This is a genomic window from Burkholderia sp. Ac-20349, assembly GCF_017104865.1.
In the GTDB taxonomy this organism is placed as follows: domain Bacteria; phylum Pseudomonadota; class Gammaproteobacteria; order Burkholderiales; family Burkholderiaceae; genus Burkholderia; species Burkholderia aenigmatica.
In genome coordinates, this window is record NZ_JAAGPM010000070.1 from 1 (window position 1) to 23,790 (window position 23,790).

The window sequence follows — 23,790 nt, forward strand, 5'->3', positions numbered from 1 at the left end:
AACCTGTTACTGTTTTCGGTTCAGTTAAGAACCGGTCGCTCACTCAAAGCTGACAGGAATATGAATTGCTTCATAAACCTGACTTACTTTAGTGTGAGACTCTTGATACTTTCGCTATCTGATCCGAAGATCAGCTCGCTTCCATCAAGCGCCCACACTTATCGGCTGTTAATTTTTAAAGAGCATTTCTGCGAGGAACTTCGTGTTTCTCAGCAGCGCTGCGTTTTCAGCAGCAGAGAAGCGAGATTATCAACCATTTTTTCAAACTCGTCAACAACTTTTTTAACTACTTCGTTGCGACGACTGCGGTTTAATTTCTTGTGCACTGGAGTCGTTAAAACCGACTTCAACAGCACCGCTTCCCTTCTTTCTCCCGCGCTGCGTTTCCGTTAGCGCGAAAGAGGCGTGATTCTAAGCACCCGCTTCCATCTCCGCAACCCCTTTTGTGAAATTATTTTGACATGCAGTGCCGGGGGTCGCTGAACCTCTCCAATGGTCATATATAAGCGACACGGCGGGAGCAGTCTCGGTCGCCCGGAAACAGCCCCGCCGCATCGGACGCGCAACGCTCCGTCGCTCACCGCCCCACCATCGCCCTCACCACGCCGTCGCGCCGAATCAGCCCGTGATACAGCGCAGCGGCAAAGTGCGCGAGGAACGTCGCGAAGAACAGATACGCCAGCACCCGATGCGCGACCCGGAGCCACGCGAAGGTCACCGGATCAGCCGACACCAGCGCCGGCAGCTGCACACCATCAACCAGCGTCACCGGATACCCGCCCGCCGACAGCATCGCCCATCCGATCAGCGGCATCGCGAGCATCAGCGCATACAGCACGAGATGCGACCCGTGCGCGGCAACCTTCTGCCACCACGGCAGATCCTCCGGCAATGCCGGCGGCTTCGACAGAACCCGCACCACGATCCGCACGCACACGAGCACCAGCACGGCGATGCCCAACGGCTTGTGAATCGCCACCAAGACCGCATGCCGCTCCGAAACCGACGCCACCATCCCCACCCCGATGAACAGCATCGCGATGATCATCGCGGCCATCACCCAGTGCAGCACCCGCGCCGGCACACCAAACGTAGTAGAAGCCTTCATCACCGTCCCTCCGCACTCAACCGGGCCACGCCTGCCACGCCGGCCTCTTCACTCGTCCTGCGCAGATACGAATCCGCATAGGCCGCCGACCGCGCCGCCAGCAACGGATCCCCCGACACCTGAATCCCCTGCGGCAGCACCGTCGGGTCGTAATTCACATCGCGGCACGGCCCGCTGTCCTGCGCCTCCACGCGGTCGAGCACGAGCGTGCCCGCATCGATCGTCGTGCGCTGCGCGGGCCAGACCTTCGTCGCGTCGTCCACCGGATCGCCAGGCTCCGCCAAGGTGACCAGCAGCTTCCACTTCTGCGCACCGGCCGCGATGCGCTGCGTCACGTCCTGCTGCAACACGTTCGGATCCGCCGCCGTCGCGACGTCCCCCGCGCCGGCCGTCTGCTCCGGCACGACGCGCCACCGCACCGCCTGGCGCTTGCCGGCCGCATCGACGAAGTAGAACGCGTTCAATCCGTAATAACTTTCGGTGACGTAGCTCGCGCTCGGCTTCGCACCCTTCACCCACTCGCGGAACGCCCCCGTCTCCGGGTGTGCGCCGAAAAACGCCTTCACCTTCGCCGGATCGGGCTTGCCCGTCTTCGGATCGGGCCGGGTCGCCAGCAATTGCGCGTAGAACGCCTGCGGCGTCGCGACCGGAAACACGGGCATCGCGTTCATCCCGGTGCGCCATTGCTCGCCGTCCGGCGCGGTGAGCTTCAGCGCGAGGCTGCGGATCGGCACGCTGCTGTCCGGCGCATACGGATTCCCGCCCGGCAACGCGAAGCGCCCGACCACCGACGTGCGCACCGCCTTGAAGAACGGCGCGACCGAATACGCGCTCGCGGCGCCATTGCCTTCGAAGTAGCCGGTCACGCACACGCCCTTCGCGTGATTGCGCCGGAAGCCCGGATGAGCACCGCCGCCGGCCGTCTGCAACGCATCGACGATCCGGTGCGGGGTCAGACGCGCCGGCGCGAACCACCCGCCGACGTACCCGAACGCCACGGCCACGCCGGCCACCGCGCCGCCGATCGCGGCCCAGCGCCACCCGCCGCGCCCGGGCTCGCGCTGCGGCGAAGAAGAGGAAGAAGATCGCTCCATGAATGTGCTCCCGACCGTCAGGTCATTGTCGAACCCGCGTAGGACGCCGCCCCCACCGCTTTATTCCACGAAAAAATTTTTCCTATGCTGGTGGAATAAGCGGCGCCGACCGGCGTCCTACGCAGCATCTCGACCCATTCGGCAACCGGCCCGGCCATGCCCTCCACCGCCCTCGACGACGACGCGCTGCGCGAACTCATCCCCAGGCTGCGACGCTTCGCGCTCTGGCTGGCGCGCGATGTCCACGCGGCCGACGATCTCGTCCAGTCGACGCTCGAGCGCGCGTTGTCGCGCTGGACGAGCCGCCGCGACGACGCGTCATTGCGCAGCTGGCTCTTCACGATCCTGTATCGGCAGTTTCTCGACGGCAAACGCAGCGCGAAGCGCTACGCGTGGCTGCTCGGCCGCATCCGCGACGACGACGAAGCGCACTGGCCGTCCGCCGAACGCGAATTCGCGGCGCGCGCGACGCTCGAAGCATTCGGCCGGCTCTCGGACGAGCAGCGCAGCCTGCTGCTGCTCGTCGCGGTCGAGGGCTTCACCTATCAGGAAGTCGCTGACCTGCTCGACGTGCCGATCGGCACCGTGATGTCGCGGCTCTCCCGCGCGCGCCAGGCGCTGCGCCAGCTCAGCGACGGCGAGCTTCCCGCTCCTTCTCTCCGGTTGATGAAGAAATGAACACGCCTCCGAACGAACACGACCTTCAGGCCTACGTCGACGATCAGCTCGACGACGATGCGCGCGCCGCGGTCGAGCGCTATCTCGCGCTGCATCCGGAGCGCGCGGAACAGGTGAAGCAATGGCAGCAGGATGCGCAGCGGTTGCGGGCCGCGCTTGAGAGCGTGCGGATGCCGGCGGATAACCCTGCGCTGGATCCGGCGGCGATTCGTGGACGGCGCGTGGAACGCACGCGGATGCGGTTCGCGATGGCGGCTTCGTTCGTGTTCTGCGTCGGGCTGGGGACGTTGGGCGGGTGGCAGGCGCGCGGGTGGAACGCGCCGCCGCCCATCGCGCCGATGAGCGATGCGGTCGAGGCCTACCGGATGATGGTGGTCGATCAGACGGCGAAGGTCGATTACCGGCCGACGGGTGCGGGAGATTTGCAGGGGTGGCTCACCCGGCGCGTAGGCGCATCGGCGAAGCTGCCGGATTTGAGCGCGGCGGGGTTCAGGCCGGTCGGCGGACGGTTGTTCACGACGGACAGCGGGGCCACGGCTGCAATGGTGCTCTATGAGGACGCAGCCGGGCGAACGCTGAGCTTTTATCTGCGGCCGGCGGAATCGGTACATCGGCTGCTGCCGGCCGGGCAACGCGTGGATGGCACGCTGCTGGCACGGTATGGGTCGGTGAACGGGCTCAACTATGCAGTGGTCGGGCCAGCCGGGAGCCTCGCGGAGAAAGCGGTCGTGCAGGCGCTCGACCAGCAGACTTGAGCGGTACAATGCGCGCCCTGCTGGCGGGCCCCGGCGGCCGCCAGCGCCTCGAACGCGGTGGCTTCGCTGGCTTGAGCGTGCTCACGCTCACTGCTCGCCTGCACAGCGTTTCGATTGACTTTCCTGGTCGGTTGTCCACACCGGCGCGCCTCCGGTGCCCTCACCCTTTGAGGTCACAGGGTTTCGAGTCGCTGCGGAACAGGATATCCACATCGATCATGGCGGCACCGCGCGCGGCCATCGGTCGGCTCGCCCATCTTCGGCCTGCACAGCGTTTCGGGTTGCTTTGGCGTGCGATATCCACAACCCGTGAGATAGCGCGAACACCTGCTCCGAATTCGATTACCCTCACTCGCCGAATGCACAGGCCTTCGAGTGCTTTGACTTCTCGATATCCACAAGGCATTCCATCACGACGAATCACGCAAAGGCTTTCCGCATCATCGGTTCCATTCCTGACAGGTCTTGCCAGACAACGCGTTCGGGCCGATTCATGTAGTCGAATGCACGGCGCTCACCCGTTCGGCGCACAGCGATTCGACTGATTGGGTGCGCGGGTTGTCCACACGTAGCCGCCGGCAGGCGCATGAAACGCGATGCGCATTCCGCATGTGCCCACGTCGTAGAACCGGTAGCCCGCCATCCAGTCGTGCACTTGCGCATTCGGATCGGCGTGTCACGGTCAGAATTCGCCCGGATCCACGCCCGGCTTGCGATCCGGATGCATGCTCACCGCTTGCTTGCACAGCGTTTCTCGTCGTTTGGTATCGCGGTTATCCACATCCGAAGGCGGCCCCCTTCACCGCCTCCGAAGTCACTTGGTCAGATAAACCCTGAGGATCTCGCCGGTTTCCGGAGAAACGACATATTTGATCGACGTCCCGAGCGGACTCGCGTTACCGAGCCCGCGCATGCCGGGCGGCATCTTCGCCGAGAACGTCACGCCGATGATGGCGTCCTCGGGCTTCGGATCGACTCTGGCGGCACTTTCATCCTCGATGCAGATCTCGAAGTTGCGCAGGTCCTGCCCGGTCTTCGCAAAATCCTCATAGGCGGCCTTCAGGCCGAGCAGCGTCGCGGTATTGAGCCGGACGGAACATCGATCGACCGTGCCGAAATTCAACTTGCTCATGGTGTTCTCCGAATATCACGGGCACGCGCTCGTCTGCGGCACCTGTTGCGGCTCCAGGAAATACTGCGATTCGTCGGGGACGACGCCGTCCACGTAACGCCGGTCTTCCCATAACAATCGCCAGCGCGCCCGGATGAACAATCCCCTGAGATCATCCCTGACGTGCGGCGCTCGAACGCCTCGAATGAAATAATTGAAGCAACCGTCGTTGCGCGCACTGCGCTTGATGATCGGCAGGATGCCCGGCCGCTTCGACCACTCGAAGACGACTGGCTCCCAGATGCCATCGCACGGCACTTTCTGGCCGGTCTTGATCACCTGGCCCACGGCTTGCGGAACCTCGGGCAGATCCGCCGGAAACACCGGATACGGAAGCGTGTAGAAGCCGTGCCCATAGGCATCCGGGGACAGCAGGAGATTGGCCGAACGCAGCTTTGCCGTATCGCCGAATCGATTGCCCGGGTCGAACGGCGCATGGTCCATCTGGTATTCCGACGCGTGCAGCAGTTGGGCCAGCGCGTCGATCTTCGGCGGGTATGGGGCAATCTGCCCACCGCGATCCCAGTAATCGGGATTAGGGTAGAAATACGCGTTCAGATGGTGATATTTCCAGAACAGGTCCTCGAAAGGCCCATTGCTCTTCCAGACACGCCGGTTCCCTCGGGCCAACTCGGTCAGCCCTCGATCGTAAACCGCGAGAATGTCGGCGATGGCCGGAAAGTGGGTGTCCTGAATCGCCTCCGGATCGCCATCGGGCCACGTGTTCACGGCATGCTCGTACGCGTTCGCGAATCGCGCAAACGCGTCGCGCTTGCGCGTCCAGAGCGACAGGCTGCTCACGCGTTGAAGCAGCCAGAAAATCTTGCGCCGCGCCGCGTCGTCCGTCAGGCGGTCAGTCGGGTCGTCCCGCCAGATCGTGTCCGTCATCCTTGACCCTCGCGCAACGGTGCCGGTTGTCTGTCCATCATGATTGCGCCGTTGCGTTCACGTCGGTTTGGTCGTTGCCCAGGCCGCTGCGTTTCAACACCTCCCGCAGACACACCGGACACACGTACTCACCGGCGTCCCACAGCGTCGTGAACCTGGCCTGATCGTCGATCCGGAACGTCGATTCAACGATGTCGATATCCGGCCCGAACACCTTGCGCAGAAACGCTTCGTCAAACCAGTACGTGGATTCACCCTCCCCCCTGGCATCGATCACCCGCACGACGTGACAATCGCGGATCACGTCGATCGTCAGAATCGCGGTTTCGATATCCGGTGAGGCCCGCGTCGGCCGGATCAAGCCGTGAAGCTCGCATCGCGCGAAATGGCGAGGCCATTTCGCATTCGCCGAAACGACGGACGTATCGAACGCCTGCTCCTTCGTCGTCGGTTTATGCGGTGTCTCGCCGGAGCGCACCAGCAGTTCGTCCAGGCACGCCAGACACACATACGCGCGCAAGCGCTCCAGCGCCGCGATCTTCGGAAATGCCTTCACGTGTGCGACCCGATCGACAAAGGTCGCATCGACCTCGTGTGCGTCGAGCTCAGCGCGCAGCATCCACATCTCCCGGCTGTATCTCGGCCGGTCGAGCGAGACCTTCACGAGCTCGCCGGGCGCACACTGCCCGCGCAGCCTGATGTGTGCGGCAACGCCCGTCGACGTTGTCGCTGTCGAATTGTCGCCGTGCCGATGGCAAACTCTCGATCCCATTACCTGCTCCCATTGCGAGCGCCGCTCGCGTCGCCCTGCTCTTTCTTCGGTTTCATCGCGTCGTGAAAACGTCGATCGATCACACGCCACATTCGTGGCGTTCGATGATGGCCTGCCCTGGCCCGCGCCATGCGATCGAACGATACGCGCTGCGAACGACGCCGATCCCCCGGTAATACTCGACGAGCGCCTGCGGGCTCCAGTCGCGGCCCGCGGAGAACAGCGCATCGAGCTCGACGAGCGCGGCCACGAGCGCCCGGCGGTCGGTATCGTCTGCGATCGCGCGTTCCCAGCGATCGGTTTGCCGGACGAAGCCCAACCGGGCCAGCGCATCGACGGAAGACTCCGCGTCGGTCACGACCACCGCAACGTGGCTGGCAATGTCCGTCACCAGCATCTCATTGACAGGCGCCTTCATCGATCGCTTCGCCCTTCGTCATTCGTCGCGCTTCCGTCGATCCACTCGACCGCGAGCGCCAGCAGCTCGGGCAAATTGCCCGGGCCGCCATAGCCGGCGAATTCAGTCTGGGTCGCGCGAACGGATATCCAGTCCGACTCGTCGCGCTCGATCGCCAGATCGATCGCCTTGCCGGACGACGCGCCGCTGAGCTTCACCTCCCATCCCGGATTGTCGAGCGTGGCGATCTCGATGCCGTGCGCGTGTTCCCACACGCCATCGCAGCGCGATGCGTACCAGCGCTGCAGCGCAGTCAGTGAATCAATCATGTGCCTGTGCCCCTCATCGTCCGACTCACGTTGTGGTGAGCCATCTGACGATCTCTTCGATGTCCCGGCGAGACAGCTTCCCGACCCGATCGACGAACACCCCGTAGTCGAGATCGAACTTCACGTTGAATCGCTCGCCTTTGTAGCGGCAACACAGGACATCGGCCTCCGGCATCGACACGCGCTGCTCGAACACGATGTCGCCCGGGTGTCGCTGCAACCGGTGTACGACGGTATCGATCTCGAGTGCGTCGAGCCGGGTCATCGAAGAATCGCTCATGTCGTGAGCCTGTGCGTCAGACCCTCGCATCCTGAATGCCGGCGATTCTACAGACACAGCGGTTCGCGCATCGTCCGATGCCCTCACAGCTTGCCGTTTCGTTTATCCGATCGCTGCACGCAGTGCATATCCTGCACGGATCACAGTCGGCGGACTGTGCTTATCCAAAGGTGTTAACAGAGTTCGTATACATACGTAGTGATAGTTAACAAACCCTGTGCCTCACAGTGGATAACGTCCCTAACCCCATGAATTCTCGACAGGAAGCAGGATGCATAACCTTGGGTGTCGCACGTGAACAGCTCCGGGGAGCACAGAACAACTTTTCGTCGATTTACAGCCGCGGCGACATATCCTCAATCGTTCCACTGTGAATCCAGAGGCTTATCGGACGGTTATCCAGAGGCCAATGTGGATAACCCCACAGCGCGTCGACGCGTTTTGCTGTGATGCGAACCGCTGAAGCCAGCGATCCCGGCATCGCGAGTCAGCATCGATCGTCGGCCCCCGCGCACCCCGATTCAAAAAATTTTCACGAAAGGGCTTGCGCTCCTCAAAAACGCTCTCTATAATTCGCGGCTTCTTAGGCTCGTAGCTCAGTTGGTTAGAGCACCACCTTGACATGGTGGGGGTCGTTGGTTCGAATCCAATCGAGCCTACCAACGAACAAAATGAAGGGGTCTGGCAGCACAACTTGCCTACAGGCAATGCGGCTCGCCAACATACAAACGCCACGCGGCAACATCGCGTGGCGTTTTTCTTTTTCCGGCCGAAACAACGCATGTCGCCCCGATGCGTTGCGCGATCCCCGGCATCGCATCCTGCCTCACCGACACCTCGACTTGCCATACGACGGACGCTGCACGGCAGGTAGAATCGTGTGCGACCGAAGCGGCTGCTTCGTACGCCGTTCGATCTTCACCGCTTCCGAACCGCATCAAAACAACGACGCGCGAGCCGCGCGACTGAGAGCACACGACCATGTCCGACGTCACGACCGCCACATCGTCCGCGAGCAACGACGAAATCGCCGCTTACGTCGGCAAGAAAGCCGCCTGGTTCGAGCGGAAATGGGAGATCGCCGCGTCGCGGAAGAACCGGCTGTCGTGGAACTGGGCAGCCTGTTTCCTGGGCCCGGTCTGGATGGCGTATCGATCCATGTACTGGCAGGCGGCAGCCGTCCTTGGCGCGTCGCTCTCGATCACGCTGGTCGAGCTGCTGTTCTTCCCGAAATACTTCGAATCGAGCACGCTCGACCCGGTCACGATCGGGATCGCGGTGTCGCTCGGCTGGTACGGGAACAGCCTCTACAAGACGCACGTCGAACGTCAGATCGAGAAGCTGCGCCCGAACGCGACGTCGCGTGAATCGTTTCTCGCGCTGCTCGAAGCGCAGGGCGGCACGAACTGGCTCGCGGCGGCCGGTTTCGCGGTGGCAACGCCGTTACTCGGCATTCTGATCTACATGGTGGCCGGGACGTATTGATCGCAGGAACCGGCGGCTGGTCAAGCAGGGCGGCAGGACGGGGAAAGGGCGCATCGCGGCCGCGCGTGCGCACGGCACACCCGACGCACGATCCGGTCGCACTCAGTGCAGATGCTTCAACTTGTCAGGATTCCGCACGACATAGATCGCGACGATCTTGCCGTCCTCGATCTCGAGCGCCGTGGTCTGCAGCTCGCCGTCGGATTCCAGCGTGACGATGCCCGGCAGCCCGTTGATGAAGCCCGCGCGCACGAGTTTCGATGCATGCGTGGCGAACAGCTCGGCCAGATGCTCGTGCACCTTCATCACGCGCTCGAAACCGAACACCGGCTTGCCCGCGGCCGTGCGCTTGCCGCCGCCGTCCGAATGCAGGCTCACGTCCTCGGCGAGCATCGCGCCGAGCGCGCGCATGTCGCCGCTGCGTGACGCCGCGAAAAACGCTTCCGCCAATTCGATCCCGCGCTGCTTCTCGACATGGAAACGCGGCCGCGCCTCGCGCACATGCGTGCGGGCCCGCGCGGCGAGCTGCCGGCATGCGGCCGGGTCGCGCTGGATCGTCGTGGCCACTTCGTCGAACTCGACACCGAAGACGTCGTGCAGCAGGAACGCCGCGCGTTCGAGCGGCGAGAGCCGTTCGAGCGCGAGCAGCAGCGGCAGCGTGACGTCTTCCTGTTCATCTTCCTCGACGACCGGCTCGGGCAGCCACGGGCCGACATAGGTCTCGCGCTGGTGCCGCGCGGACTTCAGCTGGTCGAGGCACATCCGCATCACCATGCGGCGCAGGAACGCTTCCGGTACGCGCACCTCGGTGCGGTCGACGTCCATCCAGCGGATGAACGCCTCCTGCACCATGTCCTCGGCATCCGCGACGGAACCGAGCATCCGGTACGCGACGCGGATCAGCGTGCGGCGCAGCGGGTCGAAGCTCGCGGCCGCATCGGCCCGTTCTTCGGCGCTGCCCTTGGCCGGGTCGAGGTTCGGCATCAGGCCACCATCTTCGCGGCGGCGGCCTTCGCGTCGGCCGGATCGATCCACAACCCGAAGCCGACCGCGAGACGGTTCCAGCCGTTGATCACGTTGATCATCAGCGTGAGTTTCACCTGTTCCTCCTGGCTGAAGTGGTCGTTCAGCGCCGCGTAGGCTGCGTCGTGCGCCGCGTGGCCCTCCGACAGCCGCGTGAGTGCTTCGGTCCAGCCGAGCGCTGCACGTTCGCGATCGGTGTAGCAGGGCGCTTCGCGCCACGCGGACAGCAGGTAGATGCGCTGCTCGGTCTCGCCTTGCTCGCGTGCCTCGGCCGTGTGCATGTTAATGCAGTTCGCGCACGCGTTGATCTGCGACGCGCGGATCTTGACCAGCTCGATCAGCGTCGGCTCGAGGCTCTGCGCGGCGGCGACCGAAACGGTCATCCAGTTCTTCATCAGGGCGGGCGCGGCGGCAAACGGATTGAGTTTCGCAGTCATGGTCCTTCTCCTTTCGTGTGGGTTCCGGTGATATGACGAGCGAGCCCCCCGCGGATGTGACATCGGCGAAAAAATTTTTCGAAATCGTCGAGCGGACCGGCGCGGAACGCTGTCGGGCAAGGGCGGGCAGGGTGCGCGTCGAACGCGAAAAATGCGGCGAGCATGCTTCGTGCGCCCGTGCAGGTCAGACGATTCCGCGTTCACGTCATGGTGACGATCGCCGCCGCGTGAACGGCCCGCGGCGTGCGCCGATCGCAACGGGCGACGCCCGCACCGCGATATGCGCTGATGTCAGCAATTGGCAGGAGATCGGTTACTTACATTTACATTTCGCAGCCGTTTCGTCCGCATCTCGATCAGCAGCATTCACATTTCTAGCCCATACTGTTCTGCACGGGCAGATGAAGTGACGCCGCATGTGCGGCCCGGCGCGCGCGCCGGCTGCCCGACGACGCAGCAGCAGGTCGCACGTCAGCCGCGCGCATCACGCGCAAGGCTTTCCTTTTTCCGGCAACGCAACGCAGCGAATCGCGACGTGGACGGTAAACCGATGAGCCTCCTTGCATCACAGCTTCAGCGCCGTTACCAGAACGTGCGCGCGCATAGTGTCGCGTTGACCGCGACGCTCTCCGCCGAAGACCAGGCCGTGCAGTCGATGCCCGACGCCAGTCCGACGAAATGGCACCTCGCGCATACGACCTGGTTCTTCGAAACCGTCGTGCTGATGCGTCGCGTGCCCGGCTACGCGCCGTTCGACGCGGCCTTCCAGTTCCTCTTCAATTCCTATTACGAAGCGCTCGGCCCGCGCCATCCGCGGCCGCAACGCGGGCTGCTCACGCGTCCGTCGCTCGACGAAGTGCATGCGTACCGGCAGTACGTCGACGATGCGATGCTGCGCGCGCTGGCCGGTGCCGATGCGGCGCTGCTCGAGACGATCGCGCCCGAGGTCGTGCTCGGCCTGCATCACGAACAGCAGCATCAGGAGCTGATCGTCACCGACATGCTGCACGCGTTCTCGTGCAACCCGCTGAAGCCGGCCTTCCGGCCGCGCAACGGGACGGATGCGGGTGCAATGGCCGCGGGTGACGCCGGCGCGCGGCACTGGCTGCACCAGCCGGGCGGGCTCGTCGAGATCGGCCACGACGGCGATGCGTTCTCGTTCGACAACGAACGGCCGCGCCATACGGCGCTCGTGCGGCCGTACGAGATCGCGAACCGCCTGGTGACGAACGCGGAATTTGCAGCGTTCGTCGCCGACGGCGGCTACACGCGCCCCGAGTTCTGGTTGTCGGACGGCTGGGCCACGGTACAGCGGGAAGGGTGGCAAGGGCCCGCGTACTGGATGCCCGACGACGACGATGCGACCGCCACGCGCGTGCGGCGTACGTTCGGCCTGCACGGCGTCGAGCCGCTCGCACCCGACGCGCCGGTGTGCCACGTGAGCTTCTACGAAGCGGCCGCGTATGCGGAATGGGCCGGCGCACGCCTGCCGACCGAATTCGAATGGGAAGCCGCGTTCCCCGCCGAAGGCATCCGGCAGATGCTCGGGCACGTGTGGCAATGGACGCGCTCGTCCTACGAGCCGTATCCGGGCTTTCGGCCGCTCGCGGGTGTCGCGGCCGAATACAACGGCAAGTTCATGGTCGGCCAGCAAGTCCTGCGCGGCAGCAGCATCGCGACGCCGCCCGGGCACGAACGGCCGACGTACCGCAATTTCTTTCCGCCGGCCGCGCGCTGGCAATTCACGGGAGTGCGACTTGCGCGAGACGTCTGACCAGACGGCCACGAGCGGTGGCCAGCAACCCGCCCGCGATTCGCGGCCGAGCGCGTTCGAGCGCGACCTGATCGACGGACTGTCGCGCACGCCGCGCAGCATTCCGCCGAAATACTTCTACGATGCGGCCGGCTCCACGTTGTTCGATCGCATCTGCGAGTTGCCCGAGTATTACCCGACCCGCACCGAGCTCGGCATCCTGCGCGATCGCGCGGCCGAGATCGTGCGGCGCGTCGGCCCGCATGCGGAACTCGTCGAATTCGGCGCGGGCTCGCTCGAGAAGATCCGCGTGCTGCTCGACGCGTTCGCGGGCAACTATGCGAATGCGCCGGCGCGCTACGTGCCGGTCGACATCTCGGCCGACTATCTGCACGACGCTGCCGCGCGGCTGCGTGCCGCGTATCCGTGGCTCGACGTCGCGCCGATCGCGGCCGACTACACGAAGGCCGAGCAACTGGCCGAGCTGACCGCGGTACCGGCGCGGCGCATCGGCTTCTTTCCCGGTTCGACGATCGGCAACTTCTCGCCGGAAGAAGCCGATGCGTTCCTGCGCGATGCCGCGCGGTTGCTGCGCGGCGGCGGCTTGCTGGTCGGCGCCGATCTGGTGAAGGACGCGCGCACGCTGCACGACGCGTACAACGATGCGCAGGGCGTGACCGCGCAGTTCAACCTGAACCTGCTGGTGCGCGCGAACGCCGAGCTCGGTGCGGATTTCGACGTCGATGCGTTCTCGCATTGCGCGTTCTACGACAGCACGCGGCAGCGCATCGAGATGCATCTCGTCAGCGACATCGCGCAGACCGTGCACGTGCGCGGCCACGCACTCCGCTTCGACGCAGGCGAACGCATCCACACGGAGAATTCGCACAAGTTCACGATCGACGGCTTCCATGCGATCGCGCGCCGCGCAGGATTCGAGCCCGATACCGTGTGGACCGACGCAGACAACCTGTTCAGCGTGCACTGGCTGCGCAGCGTCGACGATATCCGCGCGTGACACGCGCGCCGGCGAACCGCTCGCGTACGATGCGGGCGGTTCGCTTTCGGCGCATTCGCGCGCACGCCGGCGCGTGCCCGATCGTGCGGCTTCGTGCCGAAAATCCCCGTTTTACCGGCCCGACGCACGGTTGAAACGGTGCGTAGAATGCCGCCTCTCGCTTGTCCGGCAAGGCTTTGCGGGCACCCGTAAACGTCCGTTACCTGTCTCGCATACCCGTTTCACCTGTGTCCGTGTCCGGTGCCTAGACTCCGAACCGTATTCACATGACGCACGACACGTGCAGGGAGTCGCGAGATGAACAAGAAACTCATTCTCGGTGCAGTTCTCGGTGTAGCGGCGCTGGCAGCCTCGGGCGTCGCATCGGCTCACGTCGACCTGTCGGTCGGCATCGGCGTACCGGCCTATGCAGCGCCGGCGCCCGTCTACGTGGCGCCGCCGCCGCCGGTCATGTACGCACCGGTCGGCTATCGCGATGACGGCTGGCGCGGCGATGGCTGGCGTCAGCGCGAATGGCGCGAACACGAGTGGCGCCGCCGTGAATGGCGCGAGCACGAATGGCACGATCGCGGCGGTTGGCGCGGCGGCCGCTGGGATTAAGCGGTTCGACTGAACACAACAAGAGGAGAGTGAACACATGATGCCCATTCGACACATCAGGCTGTGCGCCACCGCTGCCGTCGTTGCGCTTGCCACCATCGGCAGCGCGCATGCGGCGGGCTGCATGAAGGGTGCGGTGGTCGGCGGTGTGGCCGGCCACTATGCGGGGCACCACGCGGTCGTCGGCGCGGTTGGCGGCTGTATCGTCGGTCACCACATGGCGAAGAAGCACGCGCAAGAAGAGGCCGCGCAGCACAAGGCCGCCGCGCAGGGCATGCAGCAGGCGCAGTAAGCACCCTCGTCACCGGGGCGGCGCAGCGGCGCCGCGCCCGCCTGCTTCGATCCCCGTTCACGCACCATCCTGATTGATCTGATGAATGCGCGCCGCGCGCATCGTTACGATCATTTACAACGTCGTGTGGCGCGAATTTTGCGCGTTCATAGAATGCAGTCACACGAACGCGCTCCAGGGAGCACAAGATGAAACAGCAACGATACCTGTCCGTACTGATGGCCGCGCTGCTCGCGCTCGGCACGGTTTCCGCGTATGCCGCAGCCGGCGGCAATGGCGGCGGAAACGGTGGTGGCGGCGGTCACGGTGCAGGCGGTTTGGGCGGCAATGCAGGCGGCATGTCCGCCGGCCACATGAGCGGCCAGGCGATGAGCAACTCGAATAGCATGCACGCGGGCGACCGCGACAAGGGCCTGTCGCGCGCGGCCGACCGCTCCGACACGATCGCCGATCGCGCCGGCGTGCAGCCGGGCCACGGTCACACGCACGGACATGCGCATGGCCATGCCACGCACGCGTCGACGACCACGCATCATTCGCATCACCACGCATTGGGCCGCACGCTTTAAGCGCGGCGCGCAAATGCGATGGAAGGGCGCTTCGGCGCCCTTTTTTCATGGCGGAAATGCCACGCGGCTGTCGCGCGAAAACATCGTGCCGACCCGATTTGCAACCAGCCGTAACCGCGCGGCGAACGGGCGCGAATACGGAACGCTTACACGTGGATGACAGGCAGGAAACCGGCGCGAAGCGTGCGGATCGCAAGCGCGCCCGGCCGCGTCGAAACGACCAATAAAAAAGGGCGGCTCATCGCCGCCCTTCGCTTTATCGCCCGGCGCCCGCCAGCGGCACCGCAGGTTCAAACAAGGCGTCCGCCTGCCTGACGCGCACGAAGCGCGCCGCGCCGTCGCCGTCCACCAGCGCCCGGAAATGCGCCTCGCCGCACGCGAGCTTCGCCCGCTCGTGCTCGCTCGGCACGTTGCCGTCCGCATTCGGCGTATCGACGACGAAGTACAGCCGTTCGCCACCGTCCTGTTCCGCGAGCACGGCCCAGTCCGGGTGATAGCTGCCGAGCGGCGTCGACACGCGGAACCACGCGGGCAGCTTCGCGTACAGCCTCACGCCGTCGTGCGCCTCGAGCGCATCGGCGAACGCACGCTCCGCGTCCGTCTCGCACACGACCGCTTCGTAGATCGACTTCTGCGCATCGGGCCGCAGGTTGCGCAGATAGCCGGTCAGCGCCTCGCTCTCGAACGATTCGAGCGCATGTACGTGGCGCTCGCCGAGCTTGCGGTACGCGATGCCCGCGACCAGCGCGAGCCGCTTGCAGCGGTTGATCGCATCGGCCGCGACCGCGATGAACTGCTGCGGATTCACGCGGAAATCCTCGAGCCGGCCGCTGTCGGCCAGGATCGTCGCCAGCGAACGGCGCGTGAGCTGCGTGCGGTCCTGCAGCTCGGTGAGCAGGTCGGGCAGCGGCAGCTCGCCTTCGTCGAGCAGCACCGTGCCGGCGCCGGCCACCTCGATCGCCTCGATGCCGGCCTTGCCGATGTCGATCTCGGCCTTGCGCCACTGCAGCCGGGCGCGCGCGATGTCCGGCGCGGCGTGCAGCGCGGCCGCGCAGTCGCGCACGAGCTTCGCGTTGTCGAACTCGACGCGGTACACGGTGCGATGACGGATGCGGTCCCACAGCGCGCGGAACTCCTCGCCGAACACGACGGCCTTGCCCGACGCGTCGCGTCGCAGCGCGATCGCACGGCGCTCGTCCGCGTTGCGCACCGCGAAGCGGCCCGACAGCTTGCGCAGCGTCGCGACGATCGGCGCGCGCAGCATTTCGAACGCATCGGGCAGCACCAGCGCGCTCTGGCGCAGCGCGTCCTTCAGCCGGTCGAGCACCTTGCCCTGCGCGTCGACGTAGCCTTGTTCGTGCAGATGGTTCCACAGCACGCACGACAGTTCGACGCCGAGCGCATGCGCGGGCCCGTCGCCTTCCTGCACGGGCAGCGCCGCGAACTGGTGTTCCTCGACGATCCCGAACCGGATGCCCGTATCGGCCTCGATTTCCTTCTGCAGGTTCTCCGCGAACGACTCGTAGCGCTCGGTCGCGATCACGGTGAGCGTGTTCACGCCCGCATCGCGCACGCGTTCGCCGTCCTGGTCGACGGCGAGGCGCAGCCCGCGCCCGAGCGTCTGGCGGCGCTCGCGTTCGGTCTGGATGTCGCGCAGCGTGCAGATCTGGAACACGTTCGGGTTGTCCCAGCCTTCCTTCAGCGCCGAGTGCGAGAAGATGAACTTCAGCGGCGTGTCGAACGACAGCAGCGCTTCCTTCTCGCGCATGATGAGGCCGTATGCGCGCTCCGCGTTCTCGCGGGCCGCGGCGCTGCTTTCGCTCGTGTCGGTCCAGCCGCCCTTGCGGTCGATCGAGAAGTAGCCGTTGTGTGCGCGCCCGACTTCGAGCGCGACGTCGACGCCGTCGAACAGCGCGCGGTAGGCCGGCACGCGCGCCGCCCGCGCATATTCCTCTTCGAAGATCAGCGCGTAGTCGCCCTTCGCGGGCATCCCGTTCTCGTCGTAGCGGCGATAGCGCTCGACCGAATCGACGAAGAACAGCGACAGCACCTTCACGCCGCGTTCGGCCAGGCGCAGCTCCTTGTCCAGATGCTCGCGGATCGTGCGGCGGATCATTTCGCGCTGCACGGCGAGCGTGTCGATGTCGCCGAATGCCTCGCCGAGCGACAGGAACGCCTCGCCTTCCGGATGGCGCAGCTCGACGTATTCGGCACCCTTCACCGCATGCACTTCGCCGATCCGCAGCCCCGCGTACAGCGCGCGCTTGGTCAGGCGTTCGAGATCGTCGCCGTCGGTGGCCGTCACGATCTGGCGCTTCACGCCGGCCGTCGTCGCGACGTCGAGCTCGACGCGCGCGCTGATCGCGCCGCGCCGGTTCGACACGCCCACGAGCCGCACGTACGGCTTGTTGTGCGCATCCTCGACGATCGCCGACGCGATCTCGATCTGCTTGACCAGCTTGCGCTCGTACGCGTCGACCGCGTCGAGCCGGTACACCATGTGGTGACGGTCGACGTGCGTGGCCGAATAGCGCAGCGTGCAGAGCGGCGCCATCGCGGCGAGCGCTTCGCGGCCGCGGCCTTCGAGCCCGCCGTCGACGCTTTGCGGCTCGTCGACGATCACGATCGGCCGCGTCGCGCGGATCAGGTCGATCGGCTTCTCGCCGCCGGTCTTCTCGCTGTCCTTGTAGAGGTTGTTGATTTCCTTCTTGTTGATCGCGGCCACCGTCATCACCATGACCTGGATCGCCGCGCTCGCCGCGAAGTGGCGCACCTGGCCGAGCTTCGCGGAGTCGTACAGGAAGTAGTCGTACGGCACGCCCGCGTACAACGCGCGGAAGTGATCCTCGGTGATCGCGAGCGTCTTGTGCACGCCTTCCTTGATCGCGATCGACGGCACGACGATCACGAACTTCGTGAAGCCGTAGCGGCGGTTCAGCTCGAAGATCGTGCGCAGGTACACGTAGGTCTTGCCGGTGCCGGTCTCCATCTCGACGGTGAAGTCGCGCGAGCCGGGCAGGCCGGACGGCGGCAGCCCGCCGCGCAGCTGCACGTCGGCGAGATTGCGCGCGAGCGCGTCGTCGGTCAGCGACAGCCGGTTGCCGACGCCCTGTTCCGACACCGCGAAGCCGAGCGAGCCCTGCGCGGCGGCCGTCGTGCCGGGGGCGGCGTTCGCGAGCACGCTGAAGTCGCCGCGATACGATTCCTGGCCGCGAAACAGGTCGCAGACGGCATCGATCGCCTCGCGCTGGTAGTCGAGATCCGCTTCGAAATGCAGCCGCATCACAGGCTCCGCACGCGCTTCACGCCGTGCTGTTCGAGCAGCGCGGCGAGATTGAGCTTCGCGACGTCGTCGACGAAGCCGCTGTCGCGGAACAGGCACGTGACGTCGTGCGTCGTGCCGGTCGCGTCGAGCAGGTCGACGATGCCGTCGGCCAGCGGGCCCGCGTCGTCGCGCGCGATGCGCGCATCGAAGCAGGCGACGATCGAGCGGCCGATCAGGTGCACGGTCTTGGCCGCAACCTGGTGATGCTCGACCGGCGTGCACAGGTCGAGGCCGAGCTTCAGCGTCAGCTCGGCGAGCAGGTCGTCCTCGGTGCGGCCGGTCTTCACGTGCTCGACGGAGGCGAAGAGGGCGTGGTCGAAGTCGTCGCGGCGCGGGTCCCACTCGATCACGTTGGTCGTGTCGAGCCGGTACACGCGGAAGCCGAGGTCGCCATAGCTTTCCGGATAGTCGCGCGCGACCTGCTGCGCGGCACGGCGCAGGCGCTCCTTCGTGACTTCGGCGAGCGTCAGCGGCTTCTTCAGCTTCGCGCAGAAATCGGCGGCCGCCAGTTGCGTCTTGTCGCGGCGGTCGAGCGCTTCGGGCAATTGCACGAGCACGTAGCGGCGCGCGCCGCCGTCGGTCGCGTTCACCTGCATCACCGCGTGGCCGGTCGAGCCGGAGCCCGCGAAGCAGTCGAGCACGATGTCGTCGCCGCGCGTGCACCAGCCGATCACGGCCGCCGCGAAATCGACCGGCTTCGGCAGGTCGAACGGGATCCCGAGCGTCTTCAGTAGCGCGTCGTCGGAGCCGGCGAACGGCAGCACCGACGGCACGTTCTCGTACATGTTCTCGTCGAGGTAGTAGATCCGCTGCGGCTGCGTGCTTTCATCCGCGCCGAATTCGATCTGGCCGCGCTCGATCAGCGCCTGCATCGTCGCAGGCGGGTTGCGCCAGCCGCGTGCCGGCATCGCGCACGGCTTGCCGGTGACCGGGTGGATCAGCGGCGTGAAATACTCTTCCGGCGCCTTCTTCTTGTTCGGCCAGGCCATCGACACGAGGCGGTACACGCGGCCTTCTTCCGACAGCCGGTCGTACATCACCTCGCCGCCGGACAGGTTGGTCTGCGCCTTCATCCATGCCCGATACGCCTTCTGCGCGTCCTTCGCGTTGCCGCTGCGGTACACGGCGTCGTGCGCGGCGTCGAGCATGCGCTGCGCATTGCGCTTCGGGCGCTTGAGCGGCGCCTGTTCGAGCAGCGTCTCTGCATTGCGCGCGAACAGCACCAGCGATTCGTGCTGGTACGCGACGCCGCGCGCGTCGCCCTTCGGGTTGCGCTTGTCCCACACGGCCACGCCGAGCTCGTTCTCCTCGCCGAAGATCTCGCGCAGCATCAGCACCAGCGCGTGCACTTCGTGCTCGTCGATGTGGACGGCGATCAGCCCTTCATCGGACAGCAGCGCGTGCGCGAGCTTCAGGCGCGGATACATCATGTTCAGCCAGTCGGTGTGGAACCGGCCGTTCGCCTCGGTGTTGGTGCTGCGCTTCACGCCGCCCTGGGTCTGCCCGGTCATCGCCAGGTAGTGGCGGATGCTGTCGCTGAAGTCGTCCGGATAGACGAAATCGCTGCCGGTGTTGTACGGCGGGTCGATGTAGACGAGCTTCACCTTGCCTGCGTAACTCTTGTGCAGCAGCTTCATCACGTCGAGGTTGTCGCCCTCGATCACGAGATGGCGCGTGTCGTCCCACGCGACGCTGTCGTCGGGGCAGGGCCGCAGCGTGCCCGTCGACGGCGTGAGCGCGGCCTGGCGCGCGCTGCGCTTGCCATGCCAGTGGAAGCCGTAGCGCTCGTCGGCGTCGCCGACCGTGCGTTCGCCGATCAGCGCCTTCAGCACGTCGACGTCGACCGACGCGCCGCCGGGGCCTTCGGTCACGAGTTCGGGGAACAGCGCCTTCAGGCGCGCGACGTTGTCGGCGGTGAAATCGGTCGACATCGCCTGCGGGCTCGCCGCATCGAGTTTCTGCATCGTCTTTTCCATCGGAGCCCGGCCGCGCGCGCCAGGACGTCGGGCGCGCTCGCGGCACCGGCGGCAACGGCCGCCCGGGCAAACCCGAAACGCTATCGAGTCGATCGTCCGAGGTCAAGCGCCGATGTGGGGCGATCGTGCGGACATCGGCCGCGATCGCCCGCCGGACGGGCCGCAAGCGGCTTCGGGCCGGTTGTCGCATGGCCGGCCGACGGCCGCCTGGCGGGCGTCCCCGGCGGTACGCCGGAAAGGACGAAAAAAAGGGCACGGTCGGCGCCAAGCGCCGGCGTGCCCGCATGGAGAATCCCGGACGGAGGGTGCGGCGGGGCCCGGCGGGCCCCGCTTGGGGTCAGAAACGCGTGCGGATGCCCGACGTCAGTTCGAGCTGGTTCTTCGCGCCGAACGTCGACGACACCGTATAGCCGCCGTGCAGTTTCATGTAGTCGCCGGCGAGGTAGACCTCGGTGCGCTTGCTCAGGTGATAGAACACCGACCCGTAGATCGTTTCCTTGAAGCCGTTGCCGACGCCGTTCGTCAGGCTGAACGCGCCGAGGTTCGCGTTCGGGACGAAACCGTCCGTGTTGTACGCGGCGTTCTTCACGCGCATCTGCTGGTAGCCGAGCTCGTAGTCGAGCGCACCGGGCGGCGCCACCTTCACCGACACGGTCCACGAATCGTCGTGGCGCTGGCCGAGCGAGCCCTGGTCGCCGTTGTAGCGGAAGTAGCCGGCGTTCAGGCGCACGATGCTGAATGCGTAGTTGCCGCCGACCGAGAACGTCTGGTTCGTGAAGCCGCCGTTGTTCACGTGGTTGTAGAAGCCCGACACGTTGAACGGCCCGCCGTTGTAGCCGAGCGCGACCTGGTACGCGGAGCCGGTCGCGAATGCGGTCGAGTTGCTGAACTGGTAGCCGGCGCTCGCGAAGATGCCGTTGCTGAACAGCTTCTTCCACGCGATGCCGTTGTTGTAGCGCGTGCCGGTCGGGCCGGCCGCGTAGAAGATCATCTGCTTGAAGTTGTTCGAATTGGTCCAGCCGCCTTCCTCGGTCGACAGCTTCGCGGAGCCGTACGGATCGCCGTAGATCGCGGCCGCGTCGCGCGCGATCGTGTTCTGGAAACCGGCCGTCAGCTTGCCGAAGCGCTCGTCCTGGATGCCGACCCACGCATCGCGGTCGAAGATCTGGCCGTTGTCTTCCATCTGGCCGTTCGCGACCACGTATTCGCTTTCGAGGCGGAAGATGACCTTCGTGCCGCCGCCGATGTCTTCGGCGCCGCGCAGGCCCCAGCGACTGCCGCTGAACCACGGCTCGCCTTCGTTGCCCATCCCGATCACGTGATTGCCGTTCGCGTCGGCGTGGGTCCGGTAGGTCGGAAAGCTCAGGTCCATCAGGCCGTAGAGCTGCACGCTCGACTGCGCATGCGCCTGGGTACCGGCGCACAGGCCAGCCGCCGCGATGGAAAGGGCAAGGGTTTTTCGTTTCAAGATCGTCTCCTCCGAGCTGCCGCATTGAAATCTGGTCGTTGGCAGTACGTAATGTATGCCGACTCTTGCCGGCCACAGCGAGAGGGCCGACGCGTAGCATCGTAGAGGGTGCAATCCTTCACGACGCTTTCCCGGGCGCAAGAATCGGATCGGTGAAAACACCGAACGCGCAACAATCACGGATCGGGCAGGCGGGCGGAAGCAGGCAAGCCGGGGGCGCCGGCATGCGTCGATGACGTTTCGTGCTACGAATCGATATTCAGGGCGCGCAAAGGCGCTTGTCAGTCCTGCGTGCTCTTCATGCGCAGGATGTAGCCCAGCCCGCGCAGCGTGATGATCTCGGCCGTGCTGCCCGCGAGATGCTTGCGCAGCCGGTGGATGTAGATGTCGATCGCGTCGGCGCTCGGTTCGTCGTCGAGCGCGAACACGCTGTCCATCAGCCGCGCCTTCGACACCGTCTTGTTCTGCTGCAGCATCAGCGTTTCGAGGATCGCGTGCTCGCGGCGGCGCAGCGCGAGCACCGTTTCGCCGCAGCGGAATTCGCGCGTGCCGAACGCATAGACGAGATCGCCGCACACGAGCTGCGTCGTGCCGACACCGGCCTGCCGGCGGATCAGTGCGCGAATCCGGGCGACCAGCTCGCGCGATTCGAACGGCTTCACGACGTAATCGTCGGCGCCCGCGCCGAAGCAGTCGACCTTGTCGTCGACCGAGCCGTGCGCGGTCAGCATCAACACCGGCACGTTGTCGTTGCGGCGCCGCAGCCGCGCGAGCACCTCCTTGCCGCTGATGCCGGGCAGGCGCATGTCGAGCAGCACCGCGTCGTAGCGTTCGGTCTTCAGCACCGTATCGGCGCGTTCGCCGTCGCCGACGGAATCGACCGCGAAATCCTCGCCGCGCAGCAGGTTTACGATCCAGTGCGCGAGTTCGGCGTTGTCTTCGACCAGCAGGAGTTTCATGGCGACTTCTCTTCAATCGTAGGCGGGCAGCCGCACGGTCACGACGATACCGCGATTGCCGGCCCCCGGCGCGAGCGACACGCTGCCGCCGTGCGCCTGCGCGATCTCGCGGACGATCGCGAGCCCGAGGCCCGAGCCCTCGGTATCGGCCGACACGCGGTAGAACCGCTTGAATACGTGCGGCCGCGCTTCGGCCGGGATACCCGGGCCGTTGTCGACCACGTCGAGGACGATCGCGTCGCCGTCGCGGCGTGCAGCCACCGTCACGCAGCCGCCCGGCTGCGTGTAGCGCACCGCGTTGTCGACGAGGTTCATCACCAGCGCGGTCAGCAGGCTGTCGCTGCCCGCGACGTCGAGCCGCTCGCCGAGATCGGCACCGAGGTCGATGTCGCGCCGCTGCGCGAGCACGATCGTTTCCTCGAGCACGCTCGACACCACGGCCGCGAGATCGACGCGATGGTTCAGCAGCGTCGACGGCGTCGCCTCCGCATGCGCGAGCAGCAGCAGCTTGTCGGTCACGTCGGCCATCTTGCGGCTGCTGCGCTGCATGCTGTCGAGCACCGATGCGAGCTCGGGATCGTCGTGCCCGCGCCGCTGCGCGTACTGGATCTGCGTGTCGAGCACCGCGATCGGCGTGCGTAGCTGGTGCGCGGCATCCGCGATGAAGCGGCGCTGCGTGGCCGTGTGCGTATTGAGCCGCGCGATGCACTGGTTGATCGCGTCGACGATCGGCCGCAGTTCGTGCTGCAGCCGCTCGGGGCGGATCGGCTCCAGCTCCATCGGCCCGCGGTCGGCCACGTCGTCCTTCAGCTGCATCAGCGGCCGCATCTCGAAGGTGAGGCCGAGGTAGACGAGCCCCATCGCGAGCATCAGCATCAGCGACAGGCGCACGAGCTGCGGCCGCCAGATCGTCGCGACCATCGCGCGGTGCGAGCGCGTCGTCTTCGCGACGACCACCGTGACCGTCTCGACGTGTCCCTCGTCGTACAGCTGGCGATCGTAGGCCACCGCGCGCAGCGGCACGCCGTCGAGCGACGTGTCGTACAGCGTCGGCTCGATGCCGTGCCGCGCGGGCACGTCGAGCGCCGGCGTGCCGGCGAGCAGGCGGTCGTGGCCGTCGATCACCTTGTAGAACACCGAATCGCGCGATGGCGATTCGAAAATCTCCAGCGCGGCCGGCGGCACGTCGGCGACCGGCAGCCCGTTGCGCCATTCGATGTCCTCGCCGATCGTGCGCGCGGACGCGACGAGCGCGCTGTCCTGCACGAGCGCGGCCGTGGTCCGCGCGGTGTCGTACGACATCGCGCCCGCGATCAGCATGAACACCGCGAGCGGCAGCAGCAGCCACCACAGCAGCCGTCCGCGCAGGCTGTGCGCCATCCTGTTGCGCTCCTTCTCCGAAATGCCGAACCG

24 protein-coding genes and 1 tRNA gene are annotated in these 23,790 nt (G+C 65.8%); 9 read left to right on the top strand and 16 right to left on the bottom strand.

The genetic code is table 11. From position 1 onward, the window contains the following. Positions 1-209: 209 nt before the first annotated feature. From G3N61_RS22215 to G3N61_RS22225, 3 genes are all read right to left on the bottom strand, one after another. On the bottom strand, positions 210-356 hold the full coding sequence (locus G3N61_RS22215; RefSeq protein ID WP_205823593.1) for a hypothetical protein: 147 nt from the start codon (positions 354-356) through the stop codon (positions 210-212). 221 nt (positions 357-577) lie between these two features. Next, a complete protein-coding gene (locus tag G3N61_RS22220; protein ID WP_205823594.1) occupies positions 578-1,108 on the bottom strand; it encodes a cytochrome b in 531 nt (176 codons plus the stop codon). After that, a complete protein-coding gene (locus tag G3N61_RS22225; RefSeq protein WP_205823595.1) occupies positions 1,108-2,202 on the bottom strand; it encodes a catalase family peroxidase in 1,095 nt (364 codons plus the stop codon). The genes G3N61_RS22220 and G3N61_RS22225 overlap by 1 nt, the downstream gene beginning before the upstream one ends. 156 nt (positions 2,203-2,358) lie before the next feature. Between G3N61_RS22225 and G3N61_RS22230 the strand changes: the two genes are divergently transcribed. Both G3N61_RS22230 and G3N61_RS22235 read left to right on the top strand, forming a co-directional pair. Continuing rightward, positions 2,359-2,880: a sigma-70 family RNA polymerase sigma factor gene (locus tag G3N61_RS22230; RefSeq protein WP_034200555.1), complete on the top strand. Its 522-nt coding sequence runs from the start codon at positions 2,359-2,361 to the stop codon at positions 2,878-2,880. Then, positions 2,877-3,635: an anti-sigma factor gene (locus tag G3N61_RS22235; protein WP_205823596.1), complete on the top strand. Its 759-nt coding sequence runs from the start codon at positions 2,877-2,879 to the stop codon at positions 3,633-3,635. The genes G3N61_RS22230 and G3N61_RS22235 overlap by 4 nt, the downstream gene beginning before the upstream one ends. Before the next feature lie 814 nt (positions 3,636-4,449). Here the strand turns inward: G3N61_RS22235 and G3N61_RS22240 are convergent. The 6 genes from G3N61_RS22240 to G3N61_RS22265 form a co-directional block, all read right to left on the bottom strand. Beyond that, positions 4,450-4,767, bottom strand: coding sequence for a hypothetical protein (locus G3N61_RS22240; RefSeq protein WP_043184788.1), 318 nt, complete (start codon positions 4,765-4,767; stop codon positions 4,450-4,452). A gap of 15 nt (positions 4,768-4,782) precedes the next feature. After that, a complete protein-coding gene (locus G3N61_RS22245; RefSeq protein WP_205823597.1) occupies positions 4,783-5,694 on the bottom strand; it encodes an Imm72 family immunity protein in 912 nt (303 codons plus the stop codon). 37 nt (positions 5,695-5,731) lie between these two features. Further along, positions 5,732-6,358: a hypothetical protein gene (locus tag G3N61_RS22250; RefSeq protein ID WP_205823598.1), complete on the bottom strand. Its 627-nt coding sequence runs from the start codon at positions 6,356-6,358 to the stop codon at positions 5,732-5,734. 187 nt (positions 6,359-6,545) lie between these two features. After that, entirely contained in the window at positions 6,546-6,863 is a 318-nt protein-coding gene (locus G3N61_RS22255; protein WP_241017854.1) for a hypothetical protein, read from the bottom strand. A gap of 17 nt (positions 6,864-6,880) precedes the next feature. After that, positions 6,881-7,192: an immunity 53 family protein gene (locus G3N61_RS22260; protein WP_043184793.1), complete on the bottom strand. Its 312-nt coding sequence runs from the start codon at positions 7,190-7,192 to the stop codon at positions 6,881-6,883. A gap of 25 nt (positions 7,193-7,217) precedes the next feature. Beyond that, positions 7,218-7,472, bottom strand: coding sequence for a hypothetical protein (locus G3N61_RS22265; RefSeq protein WP_205823600.1), 255 nt, complete (start codon positions 7,470-7,472; stop codon positions 7,218-7,220). A 585-nt stretch (positions 7,473-8,057) separates the two neighbouring features. Here G3N61_RS22265 and G3N61_RS22270 point away from each other — a divergent pair. Both G3N61_RS22270 and G3N61_RS22275 read left to right on the top strand, forming a co-directional pair. Beyond that, positions 8,058-8,134 (top strand) — tRNA-Val (locus G3N61_RS22270). Between the two features lie 319 nt (positions 8,135-8,453). Next, positions 8,454-8,957: a DUF2628 domain-containing protein gene (locus G3N61_RS22275; protein WP_043184796.1), complete on the top strand. Its 504-nt coding sequence runs from the start codon at positions 8,454-8,456 to the stop codon at positions 8,955-8,957. 102 nt (positions 8,958-9,059) lie between these two features. On the opposite strand, the gene G3N61_RS22280 is transcribed toward G3N61_RS22275, so the two are convergent. Beyond that, positions 9,060-9,941 (bottom strand): sigma-70 family RNA polymerase sigma factor, encoded by an 882-nt coding sequence (locus G3N61_RS22280; RefSeq protein ID WP_043184797.1) that lies wholly within the window; start codon positions 9,939-9,941, stop codon positions 9,060-9,062. Then, entirely contained in the window at positions 9,941-10,417 is a 477-nt protein-coding gene (locus G3N61_RS22285) for a carboxymuconolactone decarboxylase family protein (RefSeq protein ID WP_043184798.1), read from the bottom strand. Before G3N61_RS22285 ends, G3N61_RS22280 begins: the two co-directional genes overlap by 1 nt. Before the next feature lie 550 nt (positions 10,418-10,967). On the opposite strand from G3N61_RS22285, the gene egtB reads away from it, so the two are divergent. From egtB to G3N61_RS22310, 5 genes are all read left to right on the top strand, one after another. Further along, positions 10,968-12,191, top strand: coding sequence for an ergothioneine biosynthesis protein EgtB (egtB, locus tag G3N61_RS22290; protein WP_089449608.1), 1,224 nt, complete (start codon positions 10,968-10,970; stop codon positions 12,189-12,191). Beyond that, positions 12,175-13,188 carry an L-histidine N(alpha)-methyltransferase gene (gene egtD, locus G3N61_RS22295; RefSeq protein WP_205823601.1) on the top strand — a complete coding sequence of 338 codons (1,014 nt, stop codon included), beginning with the start codon at positions 12,175-12,177 and terminating at the stop codon, positions 13,186-13,188. The genes egtB and egtD overlap by 17 nt, the downstream gene beginning before the upstream one ends. A 297-nt stretch (positions 13,189-13,485) precedes the next feature. Next, the gene (locus G3N61_RS22300) at positions 13,486-13,788 is read left to right on the top strand and encodes a hypothetical protein (protein ID WP_089449610.1); all 303 of its coding nucleotides are present in this window, start codon (positions 13,486-13,488) and stop codon (positions 13,786-13,788) included. Positions 13,789-13,825: 37 nt separating this feature from the next. Continuing rightward, the gene (locus tag G3N61_RS22305; protein ID WP_205823602.1) at positions 13,826-14,080 is read left to right on the top strand and encodes a hypothetical protein; all 255 of its coding nucleotides are present in this window, start codon (positions 13,826-13,828) and stop codon (positions 14,078-14,080) included. Positions 14,081-14,268: 188 nt separating this feature from the next. Further along, on the top strand, positions 14,269-14,649 hold the full coding sequence (locus tag G3N61_RS22310; protein ID WP_205823603.1) for a hypothetical protein: 381 nt from the start codon (positions 14,269-14,271) through the stop codon (positions 14,647-14,649). A gap of 256 nt (positions 14,650-14,905) precedes the next feature. Here G3N61_RS22310 and G3N61_RS22315 read toward each other — a convergent pair whose 3' ends face one another. The 5 genes from G3N61_RS22315 to G3N61_RS22335 all read right to left on the bottom strand — a co-directional run bounded on the left by G3N61_RS22315 (position 14,906) and on the right by G3N61_RS22335 (position 23,757). After that, positions 14,906-17,932: a DEAD/DEAH box helicase family protein gene (locus G3N61_RS22315; RefSeq protein WP_089449612.1), complete on the bottom strand. Its 3,027-nt coding sequence runs from the start codon at positions 17,930-17,932 to the stop codon at positions 14,906-14,908. Continuing rightward, positions 17,932-19,950 (bottom strand): site-specific DNA-methyltransferase, encoded by a 2,019-nt coding sequence (locus tag G3N61_RS22320; protein WP_043184807.1) that lies wholly within the window; start codon positions 19,948-19,950, stop codon positions 17,932-17,934. The genes G3N61_RS22315 and G3N61_RS22320 overlap by 1 nt, the downstream gene beginning before the upstream one ends. 337 nt (positions 19,951-20,287) lie before the next feature. Then, positions 20,288-21,418, bottom strand: coding sequence for a porin (locus G3N61_RS22325; RefSeq protein WP_089449614.1), 1,131 nt, complete (start codon positions 21,416-21,418; stop codon positions 20,288-20,290). 281 nt (positions 21,419-21,699) lie between these two features. After that, positions 21,700-22,377: a response regulator gene (locus G3N61_RS22330; protein ID WP_041492705.1), complete on the bottom strand. Its 678-nt coding sequence runs from the start codon at positions 22,375-22,377 to the stop codon at positions 21,700-21,702. Positions 22,378-22,389: 12 nt separating this feature from the next. Further along, a complete protein-coding gene (locus G3N61_RS22335) occupies positions 22,390-23,757 on the bottom strand; it encodes a sensor histidine kinase (RefSeq protein WP_043185207.1) in 1,368 nt (455 codons plus the stop codon). Positions 23,758-23,790: the final 33 nt, after the last annotated feature.